The 15446-nt window shown below is 59.7% G+C and carries 13 protein-coding genes and 1 tRNA gene; 4 read left to right on the forward strand and 10 right to left on the reverse strand.

Annotation, left to right across the window (positions count from 1 at the left end):
* Positions 1–249: 249 nt before the first annotated feature.
* Entirely contained in the window at positions 250–1881 is a 1632-nt protein-coding gene (locus X730_RS157140) for a tetratricopeptide repeat protein (RefSeq protein WP_023825859.1), read from the forward strand.
* Between the two features lie 634 nt (positions 1882–2515).
* Here X730_RS157140 and X730_RS1000000165205 read toward each other — a convergent pair.
* On the reverse strand, positions 2516–4186 hold the full coding sequence (locus tag X730_RS1000000165205; protein ID WP_023692411.1) for a caspase domain-containing protein: 1671 nt from the start codon (positions 4184–4186) through the stop codon (positions 2516–2518).
* A 224-nt stretch (positions 4187–4410) separates the two neighbouring features.
* Here X730_RS1000000165205 and X730_RS157130 point away from each other — a divergent pair, with 224 nt between their 5' ends.
* The 3 genes from X730_RS157130 (at position 4411) to X730_RS157120 (ending at position 9021) form a co-directional block, all read left to right on the forward strand.
* Positions 4411–6360 carry an adenylate/guanylate cyclase domain-containing protein gene (locus tag X730_RS157130; protein WP_023825861.1) on the forward strand — a complete coding sequence of 650 codons (1950 nt, stop codon included), beginning with the start codon at positions 4411–4413 and terminating at the stop codon, positions 6358–6360.
* Positions 6361–6373: 13 nt separating this feature from the next.
* Complete coding sequence (locus X730_RS157125) at positions 6374–7156, forward strand: hypothetical protein (protein ID WP_023692409.1); 783 nt, start codon at positions 6374–6376, stop codon at positions 7154–7156.
* Between the two features lie 257 nt (positions 7157–7413).
* Complete coding sequence (locus X730_RS157120) at positions 7414–9021, forward strand: heparin lyase I family protein (protein ID WP_031202526.1); 1608 nt, start codon at positions 7414–7416, stop codon at positions 9019–9021.
* Between the two features lie 394 nt (positions 9022–9415).
* On the opposite strand, the gene X730_RS157115 is transcribed toward X730_RS157120, so the two are convergent.
* The 9 genes from X730_RS157115 to X730_RS157070 form a co-directional block, all read right to left on the reverse strand.
* On the reverse strand, positions 9416–10726 hold the full coding sequence (locus X730_RS157115) for an integrase arm-type DNA-binding domain-containing protein (protein WP_023825862.1): 1311 nt from the start codon (positions 10724–10726) through the stop codon (positions 9416–9418).
* A gap of 341 nt (positions 10727–11067) precedes the next feature.
* Positions 11068–11143: transfer RNA gene (locus X730_RS157105), tRNA-Phe, on the reverse strand.
* 214 nt (positions 11144–11357) lie between these two features.
* Positions 11358–11549 carry a DNA gyrase inhibitor YacG gene (gene yacG / locus X730_RS157100; protein ID WP_023669280.1) on the reverse strand — a complete coding sequence of 64 codons (192 nt, stop codon included), beginning with the start codon at positions 11547–11549 and terminating at the stop codon, positions 11358–11360.
* Positions 11546–12172 carry a Maf-like protein gene (locus X730_RS157095; RefSeq protein ID WP_023681911.1) on the reverse strand — a complete coding sequence of 209 codons (627 nt, stop codon included), beginning with the start codon at positions 12170–12172 and terminating at the stop codon, positions 11546–11548. The genes yacG and X730_RS157095 overlap by 4 nt, the downstream gene beginning before the upstream one ends.
* A gap of 19 nt (positions 12173–12191) precedes the next feature.
* Positions 12192–12410, reverse strand: a complete 219-nt coding sequence (infA, locus tag X730_RS157090; RefSeq protein WP_006200926.1) for a translation initiation factor IF-1 — start codon at positions 12408–12410, stop codon at positions 12192–12194.
* A gap of 185 nt (positions 12411–12595) precedes the next feature.
* The gene (locus X730_RS157085) at positions 12596–13060 is read right to left on the reverse strand and encodes a low molecular weight phosphatase family protein (protein ID WP_081725519.1); all 465 of its coding nucleotides are present in this window, start codon (positions 13058–13060) and stop codon (positions 12596–12598) included.
* Positions 13048–13533 (reverse strand): UPF0262 family protein, encoded by a 486-nt coding sequence (locus tag X730_RS157080; protein WP_023669283.1) that lies wholly within the window; start codon positions 13531–13533, stop codon positions 13048–13050. Before X730_RS157080 ends, X730_RS157085 begins: the two co-directional genes overlap by 13 nt.
* A 6-nt stretch (positions 13534–13539) precedes the next feature.
* Entirely contained in the window at positions 13540–14832 is a 1293-nt protein-coding gene (hisD, locus tag X730_RS157075) for a histidinol dehydrogenase (RefSeq protein ID WP_023825863.1), read from the reverse strand.
* 134 nt (positions 14833–14966) lie between these two features.
* Positions 14967–15401, reverse strand: coding sequence for a DUF2948 family protein (locus X730_RS157070; RefSeq protein WP_023692404.1), 435 nt, complete (start codon positions 15399–15401; stop codon positions 14967–14969).
* Positions 15402–15446: the final 45 nt, after the last annotated feature.

The raw sequence follows: 15446 nt of genomic DNA on the forward strand, positions 1-15446 counted from the left end.
AACTGTCTCAGTCCGGCTTATCGCCCAAAGCGAATGCAGAGATGTCCATCCACATCGCTCCTCGTTGAGGGGAAATCGTTGTCGGTCCGGTCCGAAAACGGCGTCGGGGCGGGGATGGGCGCACCTATCGCGGCTCTTGATGAAGATCGCACGGTGACATCGGGCGGCATCCTGAAGTCGAACTCCCTTCCTTCGGGGGTTTGATGTAGTTTGGGCGGCTAGTCGCCGACAGCCATGGAGTTGGATACGATGACGTACTTCGATCTAGGCACCTTCTCCCGCCGGCTGGACAACACGCTTTCCGAGGCGCAGATGTGGTTCGACCGGGGACTGATCTGGCAATACGGATTTAACCACGAAGAGGCCATTGCCTGTTACGAGCGCGCGCTCGAGGTGGCGCCTTCGAACGTCATGGCGCGGTGGGGAATTGCCCACTGTCTGGGTCCAAACTACAACAAGCTATGGACCTCCTTCGGGCCTGAAGAGCGTATTGTCGCTTTGACGCGGGCGCATGTATTGCTGGCGGAAGCGTGCGATCTGTCTGCAATCGAAGTCGAGCGCGCCTTGCTTGATGCGCTGACATCGCGCTTCCCTACTGATCCAGAGATTGCGGATTATGGCCCTTGGAATGACGATTTCGCTGATGCGATGCGCACAGTGTACGAGAGGTTCCCTGACGATCTGGATGTGACCGCGATCTTCGTCGAGGCAATGATCAACCGCACGCCTTGGGCGCTGTGGGATACTCGGACCGGGCAGCCTTCGGCTGGCACCTCGACGGTGGAAGCGCGCGCGGCTTTGGACCGCGCCTTCACGACCCAGCCAGCAGCCTGGGGACATCCGGGGTTGTTGCATTTCTATATTCATCTGATGGAGATGTCGTCGACGCCAGAAAAAGCCTTGCCGCATGCAGATCGGCTGGTGCGCCTAGTGCCAGACTCTGGGCATCTTGTGCATATGGCGACGCATATTGACGTGCTTTGCGGCGACTACCACAAAGTCGTGGTGCGCAATCGGCAGGCGGCTCAGGTGGATCGTTCATATTTCGCTCATGCAGGCGGTGAGAACTTTTACACTGTCTACCGCATCCACAACCTTCACTTTCAAATCTACGGGGCCATGTTTCTTGGTCGCCCTTCGGATGCCTTCGAGGCCGCGAGGGCACTGGCAGAAAACCTGCCGGAGCCGGTGGTGCGTTACATGCCAGAGATGTTTGAAGCCTTCGCGCCGATGAAGTTGCACGTACTTATCCGCTTTGGCCGCTGGTCCTGCATCCTGGAAGAGGCCTTCCCTGACGATGCTGAGCTCTACTCGTTCAGCACCGTCCTGTTGCATTATGCCCGCACCGTAGCTCTGGCCAATCTCGGTAAAATCCCCCAGGCAGAGGAAAGCGCTAGCCTTTTCGCGGCCGCGCGCGATGCAGTGCAACCCGAGCGCATGCTGTTCAACAACCCATGCGCCGATATCCTCGAGGTTGCCGAAGCGATGATGCTGGGGGAGTTGCACTACAAGTCCGGTCGCGTCCATGAAGGCCTGGACTTCCTGCGGCGTGCGGTCGATCTCGACGACAATTTGCTCTATGATGAGCCATGGGGTTGGATGCAGCCGACGAGACACGCGCTTGGCGCATTGCTGATGGATGCCGGACTATATGGCGAAGCTGAGGCTGTCTATCGCGCGGACCTTGGGCTTGATGCGACGTTGCCGCGTCCTTGCCAACACCCACGCAACGTCTGGAGCCTACACGGCCTGCTTGAATGCCTTAGCCGACGTGGTGGCGCGGTAGAAATCATCGAGGTCCGACAGCAGTTGAATCAGGCTCTGGCGCATGCAGAGGTGCCGATCATGGCATCATGTGCCTGCCGGAGCGCATCGCAATAAGTGGCAAGCATCCGCTCGCCACGTTGCAGCCTCCTCAGCGCCATAAGAGCCAGCATCGAACAGCGTCTCGCACGCGTCCATTGCGCGCGCGAATCCGGCCGTCACTCTGGGGCTCAGTGAAGGGGTGATAGCGAGGCAGAGCTTACCCGCATGGGGCACTGGAGCAGCATCTGGCCTAGCGGATGCTCGAGATCGCGGACCTGCACTGCCACGGTTCGACAAGGACTTCGTGCAGGGCATGTCTGCCCTGCAGCCCCGGGTCATCCGTATGCATGCAACCCGCCTCAACGTCCGCTCAGACGTCGTCTGCCGAATGGCGGCTATCCGCCGAGCTCGCCCCGATAGCGGACCGACGGGTTCCGGCCCCAAACCTGCCAGTCCGCAATGCGCCCAATATCCGTCGTTGAGCAGACCCTAACCGCATCCCAAAAGCGGACATCCGAGCGAACATCCGCAGCCGCACGTTTGCACCAGTTGCCGACATTGACGCCGCTGGCGAACTCCATGAGCTTGACGATACGACCGCCGTTCATGTTTAAGATCGGCTCTTGACTCCTATGTAGCTCTTGCAGTTGCTGGCCTCGTAGCATCGGCCTTTCAACAGAAGTGCGGCCGACGGCCGACTCCGCCCTTTCTACATTCTTTCCATAATAACTTTTCCTGAACACCCGCTGCCAGCTCCGGTCCCTTTAAATCTGCCGGTTCCGTTGTCACCCTTTATGACCCCGCTCAGGGTGTTCCCGCCCGTTCTTCCTTTATATACAAAGGTGCTTTTCATATTGACGGCGCCGCTGCTGGAAATGCTTCCTGTAAATCCGGAGTCAGACGATACTCTGCCATCTCTTATGAAAACGCGTGTTGAGAGTTCTCGCCAATCGCCGCAGTCCGTGGTGGCTCGTCTGACTAATTTCCATGTGCCATTAAAGGCGCTTAGCCCGCTCGTCTGGGGCACACAATGATCGCCCTGCACCCTCATTCCGTCTTCACAAATAAGCGGGCAGATACGAGCTCCGACCGCCCTTAGTCTTTCCAGAAGTTCCGCTGTCGGTTCCAATGATGCAAGCTTGACACCTTGCCTGCCGGCATAGTCTTGAAGTGCTTTGCGGCTGCCCAAGCCCCATTTGCCGTCGGCATGGCCGGCCAGGCACCCCAGGCGAACCAGTTCCACTTGAGTGGCCCGTGTAAGTTCGCCAGCGTCTATGTTGCCTGCCGGTGACTGCGGCAGCGGATTGGGTTGTTCAAGGCTGGCGACTTCCATCGCCTTGGTATTGTCGGTTGCCTTAGCGATGCGCTCCGTCGTTGGCTGTCCCGCCACCTGTTTGGTGGAAGCCTGCCGTTCCGCTTCAAAACGCTTGGCGATACCGTCGATCTTTAGCCTGGCAAGGGCCGCAAAGACGCCCGTCGGAAACTGCTGTAGATACGCCTCGAAGAAGCTCTTGTCGGTTGAGTCCTTGATGGTCGCCCAATAGGCTAGCTCGACCGCGTTGTCTGGCGACGCAGTCTGCGGAAGCGAAGCAGACGCCTGTTTCGGCTCGGCCGTTGCCGCGAGAGGCTTCAAAACGACTTCTCCCGTAAGCGACGAATTTTCCCACGGCACCTGCTTCCCATCCGTGGCGGCCAGCACATCGCGGCGCACATCGACGAGGTCGCGCATGATATCCTGCCCAGGCGTGCCGAGGTGCGAGAGCAGTGCAGTTGTGAACGGAGAGTTCCGGCCCGCCCCGTCTATCGCGACGTTACCTGGTTGCGTTGCGAACGCGATTAGCGACCCGACTCCGCTGCCAAGTCTGGCAAGACCACGCCCTAGGGAACCGGAGCGCGTCCCCATGGAGCGGGAAAGCTTCTCCGCAAACGGATTATCCCGGCAGGCATCGAGGAAGATGAGGTTAACCTTCGTGCTGCGTTCCATCGCCGAAAGTACGAGGTCTATCGGCAGGGCCTCAAAGTCGAGGTCGTTGTAGCTGGACAACTGTGCATCCACCGGCACCATATAGTTGCTGCCATTCACCTGCAGGCCGTGTCCGGCATAGAAAAAAAGCGCCATGTCGGCACCGTCGAGCCTCTCCAAGAAGTTGCGTACTGTGCGTCGCATTCCCGCCAAGTCGAGGTCCTGGTCGCTCACGACCTGAAACCCAAGGCTTTCAAGTTTGGCAGCTATGTCGGAGGAGTCGTTCTTCGGATTGGCTAGTTGGACGGCATGCTGATAGGCAGAATTGCCAATGACCAACGCAACGCGTTTCTCGGCGACTGCCTGTCCCGAAACAGCGGCAAACAATAAAACCAAGAGAATGAAAGCGCTGCGCATGGCGAAACGGCTCCCCAAGGGAACTTGTAGCAGAGGCTAATGCAACCGAAAAGAGCTATGCCCCGGGCTGCGGACGAGTGGCCTGCGACTCTGAGATGGATTGGCGGACACCGTTTCGGTGCTGGGGTCGTGCATTCCAATGCAAACGGGCGACAATTGCTTGATGCGCCTGAACGGGTATGCTGGCAGCGAGTAGCGCTTCCACTTAAGGGGTGTATTTCGGCGTGCGGACACTTGGCCGGATCGTCAGCCTGCGGCGAGGGGGCATCGCCGCATCGCTCGCCTATCTGGTTCTGCTGGGCCTCTGGACCGCTCTCGTGTCACCGCCGTTGGAGAACATCCTGCGCGACGTGATGATGGTCTCGATCTCGCCGTTCACCCATGCTCCACCCAACATCGTCGTGGTCTCAATAACAGAACAGACCCTGGCGAATTTTCCATACCGCTCACCACTGGACCGTGGCTTCTTGGCCGACATGGTGGCCCGGATCGAGTCCGCCCGCCCTCTCGCCATCGGCATCGACCTACTGTTCGACCAGGCAACAGAGCCGGAAAAGGATGCCCGCCTCGAAACTGCCATTGAAACCGCCCGTGTGCCTGTGGTGATCGCCTCGGCTTCGCGGACTGACGGCCTTACCCAAAGACAATCCGACTATCTAAACGCGTTCGCTCCGTCGGCAAAGCGGGGCCTTGCAGCATTGTTGCATGACAATCTCGACGGCGTGGTCCGTGGGGCCTTCCCCGGTCGAGAAGGCGGCGGCGCTTGGATGCCAAGTTTTGTTGCAGTGATCGCAGCATCCACCGGCGTTGGTGGCGGCCACTCGCCGGAGGAGATGGTCTACTACCGCACGGGGAACAGCCTGCCCTTCAGCTTTCCAACCTATCCGGCACAGGCCGTTCCGCTGGCACCGCTCAGCTGGTTCGAGGGGAAATATGTTCTTATCGGTGTAGACCTACAGCAAATAGACCGTCATCCGACACCGTTCGCGTTGTTGAGCGGGGCGAAAATCGGTGTCCTCCCTGGCGTCGCGATCCACGCCCATTCGTTAGCCAGGCTCGTGTCCGGGAATCGGATAACGACCCCTTGGCCTGCAGTGGGCTATGCGCCGATGCTTCTTGTCGGGCTGTTCTGCTTATGGATCGTTTCGCGGCCGATCCCGGTGGTCCTCAAACCTGTCGCGGTCGCTTGTACGGTGCTGCTGGTATGGATCAGTGAGGCGTGGGCGTTCGCGCGGTTCGCAATCCTCGTTCCGATGGTCGCCCCTGCATTGCTTGTGGTCGGCCTGTCGGCGTTCGTTGGCTTCCTGGCTTGGAGACGGGACGCCAAGGCTCGCCAGTTCATTCTGAACGCGTTCTCGAAATATGTCAGTCCGGCCGTTGTTGCAGCGATTGTCAAGGAACCCAACGCTCTCCATCTCGGTGGCGAGAAGCGTGAGCTCACCTGTGTATTCACGGATGTCGAGGGATTTACGTCATTCAGCGAGCAACTCGCGCCAGAGGTGCTCGCAGATGTATTGAACGAATATCTGAACGGGCTCTGCGAGTTATTTGTCGAGCATGGTGCAACCATCGACAAGGTCATCGGCGATGCGGTGGTCGGCTTCTTCGGGGCTCCGGCAGCACAAAATGACCAAGCGGAGCGGGCGGTGTCTCTGGCACTTGCTGTGCAGGACCACGCGCAGCGGCTGCGCGAGAAATCGGCACGACGGGGCCATTCACTCGGATCCACCCGCATAGGTATTCATGGCGGGCCTGCAATCGTCGGCAACTTCGGGGGAAATCGGTTCTTCAACTACACAGCTATTGGAGACACGGTAAACACTGCGGCCCGACTGGAGGGCGCAAACAAGTACATCGGCACGAAAAATTGCATAAGCGCGGAAGTCGCGAAACAAGCAACGCGCTTCTTGCTGCGGCCTGCGGGAGTTCTGCACCTTAAGGGCAAGAACCAAGGCATCGAGGCTTTCGAGGCAATGAGCCGAACGTCAGAAAATACGATACTTTGCGAGGAATACGCAAAGGCGTACGCCCTGCTTGGCACCGACGATAAGCTCGCGACAGCGGCATTTGAGCTGTTGGTCACAAACTATCCACAAGACGCCCTGATCGCTTTTCATCATAGCCGTCTTGCAAGCGGACGCTTCCGAGCAGACATTCATCTTGCCGACAAATAGGGTCATCAATGACATGAGCCTCATGCGTCCGATCTCGCAAATCGCCTCTCTGACCCTCACCGCGGCCGTTCTTGTGACGGCGCAACGCGCGGTCGCCGGCAGCCAGTATGTGGTCCTGTCAGCTGAGCCGGCGGTGGATGAACTGCCGCCAGGCAAGCTCTTTATGCCAAGCGACGTCATCAACGTGCCAGCCGGTACGGTCGTCACTTTGCTCGGCGAGGACGGCAGCGTGAACGCGCTTTCGGGTCCAGATTCCTTCGTGGTAACTGAGGATGCATTGACGTCCGGCAGTTTACAGGGGACTGCCAAAGCGCAGGAAGGCCCTTCAAAGCTTGACCTGATAGCCGTCCTCTTGGCGAACGAGCGCAAGAGAACGGAGTCCATCGGCGGTTCGCGCACCACTAGCGACTATTCCACGCCGAGCGGGCTCGACGACCCCTGGGCAGTGTCCATCGAAGAATCCGCCCCGGGCTGCATCCGCGATGGTGTTATGGTTCTTGCGCGCGAGGGCATAGGTCAGAGCGCGGTTTTTTCAATCCGCATCGGCGACGGTGAGCCGTTCAACGGCATAGTCTGGAGCGCAGGCAAGCTCACTTACTCTCTTCCAGACCGTATTCCTCCCGAGGTGAAATCTGTTGTCGTCGAGACCAACAAGACATCGGCGTCGATCGAAATTAAAATGTTTCCAAAGAACGTTCTTGAAAATCCGCTGGAAGTTCTTGGATGGATGGTAAGCAGCGGTTGCAAACGTCAAGCGTTGGCCTTGGTGCATCAGCTTGTGACAAAACAGCAATGAGTTATTGGCTAGCAGCCGCGCCGCGAATGATGGAGCGACTGGCTAACGGCGTAGCGGCGCCATTCTCAGAGTCGCCATCGCCAGGCATCAGGTAAACTGCAAGGCCTTGGTTTGGTGGACTGTAAGTGCGCTAACGATGATCCGAGCTCGTCGATTTCTGCACAAGGGCACAGTATCAGGCGAACGAAGGGCGTCATCAGCCGATGTCTAATTGAATGTCAAGCGCGGACGCGCTGGAAAATCGAGAGGAGGGTGCGATGCTCCATCCGCGTTTCAACGTTATTATAGCCTTGGCTGTGACTGCGGTTGTGAGTTATGCCACGGGCCGGCTGGAGGCCGCCGAAGAAACCGGTTTCGATCCTCTCGTAATCGACGAGTTGAGTGCTCCCAAGTCCGTTGCGATCATCGATGACCCAACCGGCGAGGCGCCGACCTCCAAGGTTTATTCTTTTCGGATCCCCTCAGGTTATTGCAATCCACGGCGCTATGAGCCGCATGCTCCAGCTAACGACTGCGACGAGCAGTCGGTACGGTCGCAAGTTCGTGAAAACGTCTTTGCGACCAAAAAGAACGGCAATGGGCAGCCGAAACAGGGCTGGTATGGGTTCGCTGTCTACTTACCTGACGACTTCCCATACGGCATAAAGCAAGCTGACGGTTACATGCAACTATTCTACTTTCACAACAAACAATGCCAGCACATTTCACTCGCAAATTTCGCGGGCAAAGATGACTCTCTCTACCTTGCATTCAGTAACGCGCTCAGAAACTACAACTGCACGCCCGGTCCGCGCCTCAAGGTCGCCGATTTCAAGAACCTTGTCGGCAAGTGGAGCCGCTTCGAGCTATTTATTAAGTGGGCGAAGGACAGCTCCGGTCGGGTTAAGGTGTACCTCAATGGCAAATTAGTGACCGAGTGGCGTGGACCGACCTTCACCCCCGGACTTGAGAGCACCAATTACGCCAAGTTTGGCATCTATCTTTGTTGCACCCAAGCGGTCGCTCGGGTCAGAGACGCGTCGCTATACTTCGCGGCGGTCAGACGGGCCGCAACTCGCGATGGTCTCTACACGCTAGGCGACGCCGTCGCGCTCAAATCGCTGCAGGTGACCCTCAATGCTTTGGGCTGTGACGTCGGCAAGCCGGACGGGCGTCCCAGCGAGCGCACCCGCGAAATGGCGCTGAGTTGCCGCACATTGCCGGCAGCCGTCGCACCTCGGGACCTAAGCGTTGCGACAGTGCGGTCCTTCCTCGCGCTCTACTCGGACCCGACAACCGCTGGTTTGCAGAGGGGAACATTCATCGAGCCGCCAACCGAGGTGGCGGTCGTCTCGAACGTACCGAACGATGCCGCGGCACAGGCAGGTCTGCTTGTGCCCGTGTTCAAGGTACACGCGTACGAGGGACAGACGCAAAAAGGAGGCAGCGACTCGACCTATGTCACCGACCTCGACGTCAAGATCGACAAATCCAGCGGAACGCCGAATTTCGGCCTGGCTGTCGTAGTTCATTCCTATAACCCTGGGAACATCGATAGCCTTGAGATGTTCCTGAACGCTCCCACGAAATCAGCCGGCAAGATCGCTTCTTGCGCCATGGGCAGTATTAAGTATCCCGACGGCACCGATCATGTCGCCTTCCGGTTTGACAAGTCCGGCGACACCTGGATCGTCAGCAACGCTTCATGCCTGATCTCGGCGCTACCCAAGAAGGAAGCTGCGGTCGTGCGCTTCGTCGCCGAGCACTTCTCGGACGTTGCGGTAGGCATGGTTACCGATGGCAGTGTCAACCTTCTGACGTTCGACGTGATGCGCAATCTTGTCGGCAGGGTCGCCACCGGGGAACTGAAGATCGCGGCCCGATAGCCTTCGTAGAAACTCCACTATCCGAAGAGGAAGATCATCGCCGAGACTCTTCCCAGGTCGATCCTCGCAAATCATAAGACAGAGAGCTTGCTAGCCAACATGACCATGTGCAGAAACGCACCCAGCCTAGCCGGCGGCTCAGGTAGGCAGCGCTCGTCGAAACCGCGCAGGCCCAGTTCGCGGCCTTGGCGGCTCTGCCTGCAGAGCGCGACATAGCTGCCTCGACTATGTGCGACGCAATGCCCGCTTCTTGATTGCATTATCCTGAGAACAGGCTATCTGCTTTCGGCCCCAAACCAACCGTCATCATCCGCTAACCTTAATAGTGTCCTGGAAAGAAAGTTGACCCCTCCGGGCCTACGACTTGGCGACGAGTTTCGGCGTTTTTCGACGGTCAGTATGATTTCCGGCGGTTGGAGATTTGTATCGGCCTTTGATGAACGGCCGCTGTTTGGTTCAAAGTGGATGGTCGCGTTATTGTATGGACAGCAGGCTTGCGGCGTCCCTCGGTTGAGTTCACCCGCGGGTTTTTGCTCTTGAGTTCATCCAGATAATCGGCCCACCACTGCATCATGTTGATGCGCTCCTCCCAGTGCTCTGCCCGGGCATAGGCGCGCCGAACGTCGTTGTTCTCAATGTGGGCCAGCTGCCGCTCTATCGCGTCCGGATGCCACTCGCCGCATTCGTTCAGCAAAGTTGATGCCGTTGCTCGAAAGCCGTGCGCGGTAGCTTCTTCCTTGCCGTAACCCATACGACGTAGTGCGGCGTTTAGCGTATTGTCGGAAATCGGACGTGAAGCCGATCGAACACTAGGAAACAGCAGCGATCCACCACCAGAAATTTCCCTGAGTGAAGTCAGGACGCTGATCGCCTGCTTTGATAGGGATATGCGGTGCGGCCGTCGCATTTTCATGCGTGCTTCAGGGATGGTCCACACCGAGCTTTCAAAATCGAACTCTTCCCATTCAGCGACGCGAAGCTCCCCGGGGCGGGGAAACAGCAGCGCCATCAGCATCAGACCGGCCCGGGTTGTAGGCTGTCCGTCAAATGCATCGATCGCCCTCAGCAAACCGCCCAAGGCCTTCGGATCGGTAATCGCGGCGCGAGACGTTACCGTCGGACTGATGAGTGCGCCTCTGAGGGCGAAGGTCGGATCTGTCTCGGCGCGTGCGGTCGCGATTGCGTATCGAAACACGCTGCCGATCGTGGAGCGCAGTCGCCTGGCCGACTCGTATCGACCGCGAACCTCCACGCGGCGGAGGGCGGTAAGGATGGTGGCCGGGTCGATCTCCCGAATGCACTTGTCGCCGATTATCGGATAGGCAAAGTCGAGCAGCCATTTGACCTTGCTGATCGTCCGGTCGGCACGTCCCTCCTTCTTTAGTTTGTCAACATATTCGTCCGCTATTGAGCGAAAGGAGTCCTTTGCCGAATCGGCCTTCCGCAAGCTGCGTTCCTTTCCAGGGTCGACGCCAGCTAGCAGAAGCCTTTTAGCGTCATCGCGCGCCTCCCGTGCCTCGGCGAGAGAGATAAGGGGATAGCTGCCCAGCGCGAGCAGTTTCTGCTTGCCGTCAAAGCGGTAGGCGAGCCGCCAGAGGCGAGAGCCCGTGGGCTGTACCCATAGCTGAAGCCCGCCCCCATCAGATAATTTCACGAGCTTGGAAGCAGGGCGGGCATTTCGACATTTCACGTCGGAGAGGGGCATTCGTCAGGTCTCCCTTGGCTGTTTCGATACCATCAGGATGTCGAATACCAACGGAAATACCATCCCCCCGCCTCGTTGGACCAAATGCTCCTGAAGCGCTCCGTGTCCCGCTTAACCGCGCAAATGCGACTGCAAAAGACCAACAATTCCAAGCGGTTGCAGAAGCTGCAGCGTAGAAGGTTCGGTGAAAGGGAGTGCCGGGAGAAGGGGGCATGGTGCCCAGAGGCGGATTCGAACCACCGACACGCGGATTTTCAGTCCGCTGCTCTACCAACTGAGCTATCTGGGNGAATCCGTCGGTGCGGCGCCAGGAAGTCAAGCCCTTGATGTTCAGAGAAAACTGGTGCCCAGAGGCGGATTCGAACCACCGACACGCGGATTTTCAGTCCGCTGCTCTACCAACTGAGCTATCTGGGCCTCGCCGGCAAACGAGACATCGCCTGACCGGATTTCAGGAAAGCGCCGTGGGGCACCCCTTGAAAGCGCGTGGGTTATAGCACGGGAATCCGGCCTGTCCAGCGCCTAAGCGCTGATTTTCCGGGGCAATTGTCGCAGACAATACCGACGCCGGCAAAGCAGCAATTGCGTAAGGTCGGCGAAGTGGAATTGCGCGGCCGGCACCGCCCAAACCCTACTTCGGCTCGTCGCTCTCGTCCTCGTCATCCCGCGCGGTGATGACATAGGCGCCCTTCAGCCAGCGGTTGAGGTCGATGTCCTTGCAGCGCTTAGAGCAGAACGGATAGGTCTCGCGCGCCGACGGCTTGCCGCATTCGGGGCAGGGGCGCTTCGGGCGCAGTGGTGTGACCTTATCGTCCAGGCTCATGGCCGCGCGGTATGCCAGCTGGTGTGGACCTTGAAGCCTTCGCCCGAAAGCAGCGCCACCGTCTCGTAGAGCGGCAGGCCGACAATGTTGGTGTAGGAGCCGACCAGCTTGACGACGAACGAACCGGCGAGACCCTGGACGGCATAGCCGCCGGCCTTGCCGCGCCATTCGCCGGAGGCGACATAGGCGTCGATCTCCTCGCGTGGAAGCCGCTTGAAGCGTACCCTGGATTCAACCAGCCTTTGGCGCAGCTTGCCGCCCGGCGTAATCAGGCAGATGCCGGAATAGACCCGGTGCGAACGGCCCGAAAGCAGTCCAAGGCAATTGGCGGCGTCGTCCAGCGTCTCGGCCTTGGGCAGGATGCGGCGTCCGACCGCGACCACCGTATCGGCGGCCAGCACGAAACTTGGCGCATAGTCTTCCTCGCTTTTCAGCGAGGCCAGCGCCTTCTCGGCCTTTTCCTTCGACAGCCGCTTGGCCAGCGAGCGCGGATGTTCGGCGCGCAGCGGCGTTTCGTCGACATCGGCTGGCAGCACGCGGTCCGGCTCGATGCCGGCCTGTTGCAACAGTTCGATCCGGCGCGGCGAACCAGAGGCAAGCACGAGCTTCTGCAGGATGCTCATCGCGGTTCGCGCCGGACTGTTACTTGAAACGGTAGGTGATGCGGCCCTTGGTCAGGTCATAGGGCGTCATCTCGACCAGGACCTTGTCGCCGGTCAGCACACGGATGCGGTTCTTGCGCATGCGGCCAGCCGTATGGGCGATGATCTCGTGTTCGTTTTCGAGCTTCACCCGGAACATCGCGTTGGGCAACAATTCCGTCACGACACCCGGAAACTCGAGGACTTCTTCCTTCGGCATTCGATACCTTTGCTTGGATTGCAGTTCCGGCGCCCTGGAGCGCCCAGGCCGGAATTTCGGCGGAACCTATATGATAATCGTGCGCTTGTGAACACGCTTAGATCGCGTCATATGCGACGCGCTCCAAGGTTTCGTTTTATGCATGTCGTTGTCTCAAAACCGGGACCGCTTTTGAGCGACATGCATCAATCCGCCGCGTTTTTTACCTCCGGAAGCAGAAAACGTCGGCTGATGCGCGCTTTCAGCCGTTCTCTCACGTCGCGATAGCTGGCCATGATCTGCTCGCGCCTGCCGCCGACATCGGTCGGATCCGGCATCGGCCAGTATTCGACGTCGACGGCAAGCGAGCGGGTGAGTTCGAGCGCGGCGTGGTGGGCTTCCGGCGCCAGGGTGACGATAAGGTCGAAATAATCGTCCTCGAGATCGTCCATCGAGCGCGGCTGGCGCTCGCCCAGCGTCAGGCCCTCTTCGGCCAGCACCGCGTCGACGAACGGATCGCGCTCGCCCCTGTGCACGCCGGCAGAGGCGACGAAAGTGGCCGGCGGCAGCATGCGCCGCGCCAGCTGCTCGGCCATCGGTGAGCGCACGGCGTTCATGCCGCACAAGAACAGGATCGAGCGGGGCGCCCCAGTCAGGTCTAACCCCGCCAGTGCAGCACGCAGACCAGCGTGAACAGCCGCCGCGCCGTGTCGAAGTCGATGTCGATCTTGCCGGCCAGCCGGTCCATCAACGTCTGCGAGCCTTCATTGTGCAGGCCGCGCCGGCCCATGTCGATCGCCTCGATATGGCTTGGCGTCGAGGAGCGGATGGCGTCGTAATAGCTTTCGCAGATCAGGTAGTAGTCCTTGACGATGCGCCTGAGCGGCGTCAGCGACAGGATATGGGTGACGACATCAGCGCCATCCTCGCGGGCGACCGCAAACACCAGCCGGGATTCGGCCAGCGACAGCTTCAGCCGGTAAGGCCCGGCGCCGTCATCATTGACCGGCTGAAAGCTGTTTTCTTCGATCAGGTCGAAGATCGCCACCGCGCGCTCATGTTCGACATCGGGCGTCGAACGGCCGATCGACTCGTCGAGCTCGACATCGATCAGCCTTGCGCGGGTTTGATCGCCGTCCGCCATCGCCGCCTACATGTTCAGCCGGATGGCGACGGAGCGGCCATGCGCGTCGAGGCCTTCCGCCTTGGCCAGCGCAATCGCCGCCGGCGCAAGTGCTCTCAGCTGCTCCGGCCCGAGCTTCAGGATCGAGGTGCGCTTGACGAAATCGAGCACCGACAGGCCCGAAGAGAAGCGCGCCGAACGCGCCGTCGGCAGCACGTGGTTGGAGCCGCCGACATAGTCGCCGATGACTTCGGGCGTATGGCGTCCCAGAAACACAGCGCCCGCATTGCGCATCCTGGCCAGGAAGCCCTCGGCATCGTCGATGGCGAGTTCCACATGTTCGGCGGCGATGCGGTCGACCAGCGGCAGCGCGGCTTCGATGGTCTCCACCAGGATCACCGCGCCGAAATCGCGCCAGCTGGCAGCCGCCGTCTCGGCGCGCGGCAGGCTCAGCAGTTGGCGCTCGACCGCCTGTTCGACTGCTTTTCCGAACGCAGGATCGTTGGTGATCAGGATCGATTGCGCCGACACGTCGTGCTCGGCCTGCGCCAGAAGATCGGCGGCGATCCAGTCGGGATCGTTGCTGCCGTCGGCCACCGCCAGCACTTCAGACGGTCCGGCGATCATGTCGATGCCGACAGTGCCGAAGACCTGGCGCTTGGCGGCGGCGACATAGGCATTGCCGGGCCCGACGATCTTGGCGACCGGCCGGATCGTTTCGGTGCCATAGGCAAGGGCGGCAATCGCCTGCGCGCCGCCGACGCGGTAAATCTCTGAAACGCCAGATATATCGGCGGCCACCAGCACCAGCGGATTGATGATGCCGCCCGGCGCCGGCACGACGATAACGATGCGCTCGACGCCCGCCACCCTGGCCGGCACGGCGTTCATCAGCACCGAGCTTGGATAGCTTGCCGTGCCGCCCGGCACATAGAGCCCGACCGCCTCGATCGCCGTCCAGCGCGAACCCAACTCGACCCCGGCGGCATCGGTATAGCGATCGTCCTTGGGCATTTGTCGCTCGTGATGGGATCGGATGCGGTCGCGGGCAAATTTGAGCGCTTCGACCGTCTGCGGATCGGCGTCTTTGTAGGCCTGCGCGATGTCGTCCTTCGACACGGCGATGCCGAGGCTATTGAGGTCGGCCTTGTCGAATTTCAGCGTGTAGTCGACCAGGGCAGCGTCGCCCTCGGCACGAACCCGCGCAATGATGGCGCGCACGGCAGTGTCGACGTCCTCCGATACCTCCCGCTTGGTGGTCAGGAAGGCGGCGAAACGCTGCTCGAAGCCGGCATCGGACTGGATAAGCGTAATGGCCATCGGCTGCGTCTAGATCGTGATGAGACTTGGTTGAAATCTCATCACGATCTAACCCTTTGTTGGAGCAAGATCTCTGGACAAACGATTCCCGTTTTGTCCAACAAAAACCGGCACCCACTTTTTGGGATCATGCTCTAGACCCTGTGCACCGGACGCGAAGTGGCTTCCCAGGCGCCGCCTATGTCGGCAAGCCGTGCCTCGATGCATTCGACGTCGAGCATGATCGCGCCGCCGCCGGAAAAGACCAACTCGACGATGCCGGCCGGCTTGCTGATTTCGATAAAGCTGATTGCCAGCAGCGACAGCACCTCGGCCGGCCGATCGCGGGCAATGCCGCTGGTCTTGGCGCCGAGCACGCGGTCGAAATGCAACACCGCCTGGCGCCGCTCATTGTGCTGGCTGAACAGCCCGGACTTCGCCTCCCAGACGAAGCGGTTCATGGTCAGTATGAAACGCTTGGCCGAAGGCAGGTATTCGAGATCCGAGACCTTCATCACGGCGTCCTGGACGTGAGCCGAGACGATGCTCAGATCCTGATCGTCGAGCGCAATGAGTTTGAGGGCTGCCATGCCGAATGCACACCTGAAAGTTGGTTTCAGCCTTCTGTTAGGCGG

This window comes from Mesorhizobium sp. L103C131B0, from assembly GCF_000502275.1.
Lineage (GTDB): Bacteria > Pseudomonadota > Alphaproteobacteria > Rhizobiales > Rhizobiaceae > Mesorhizobium.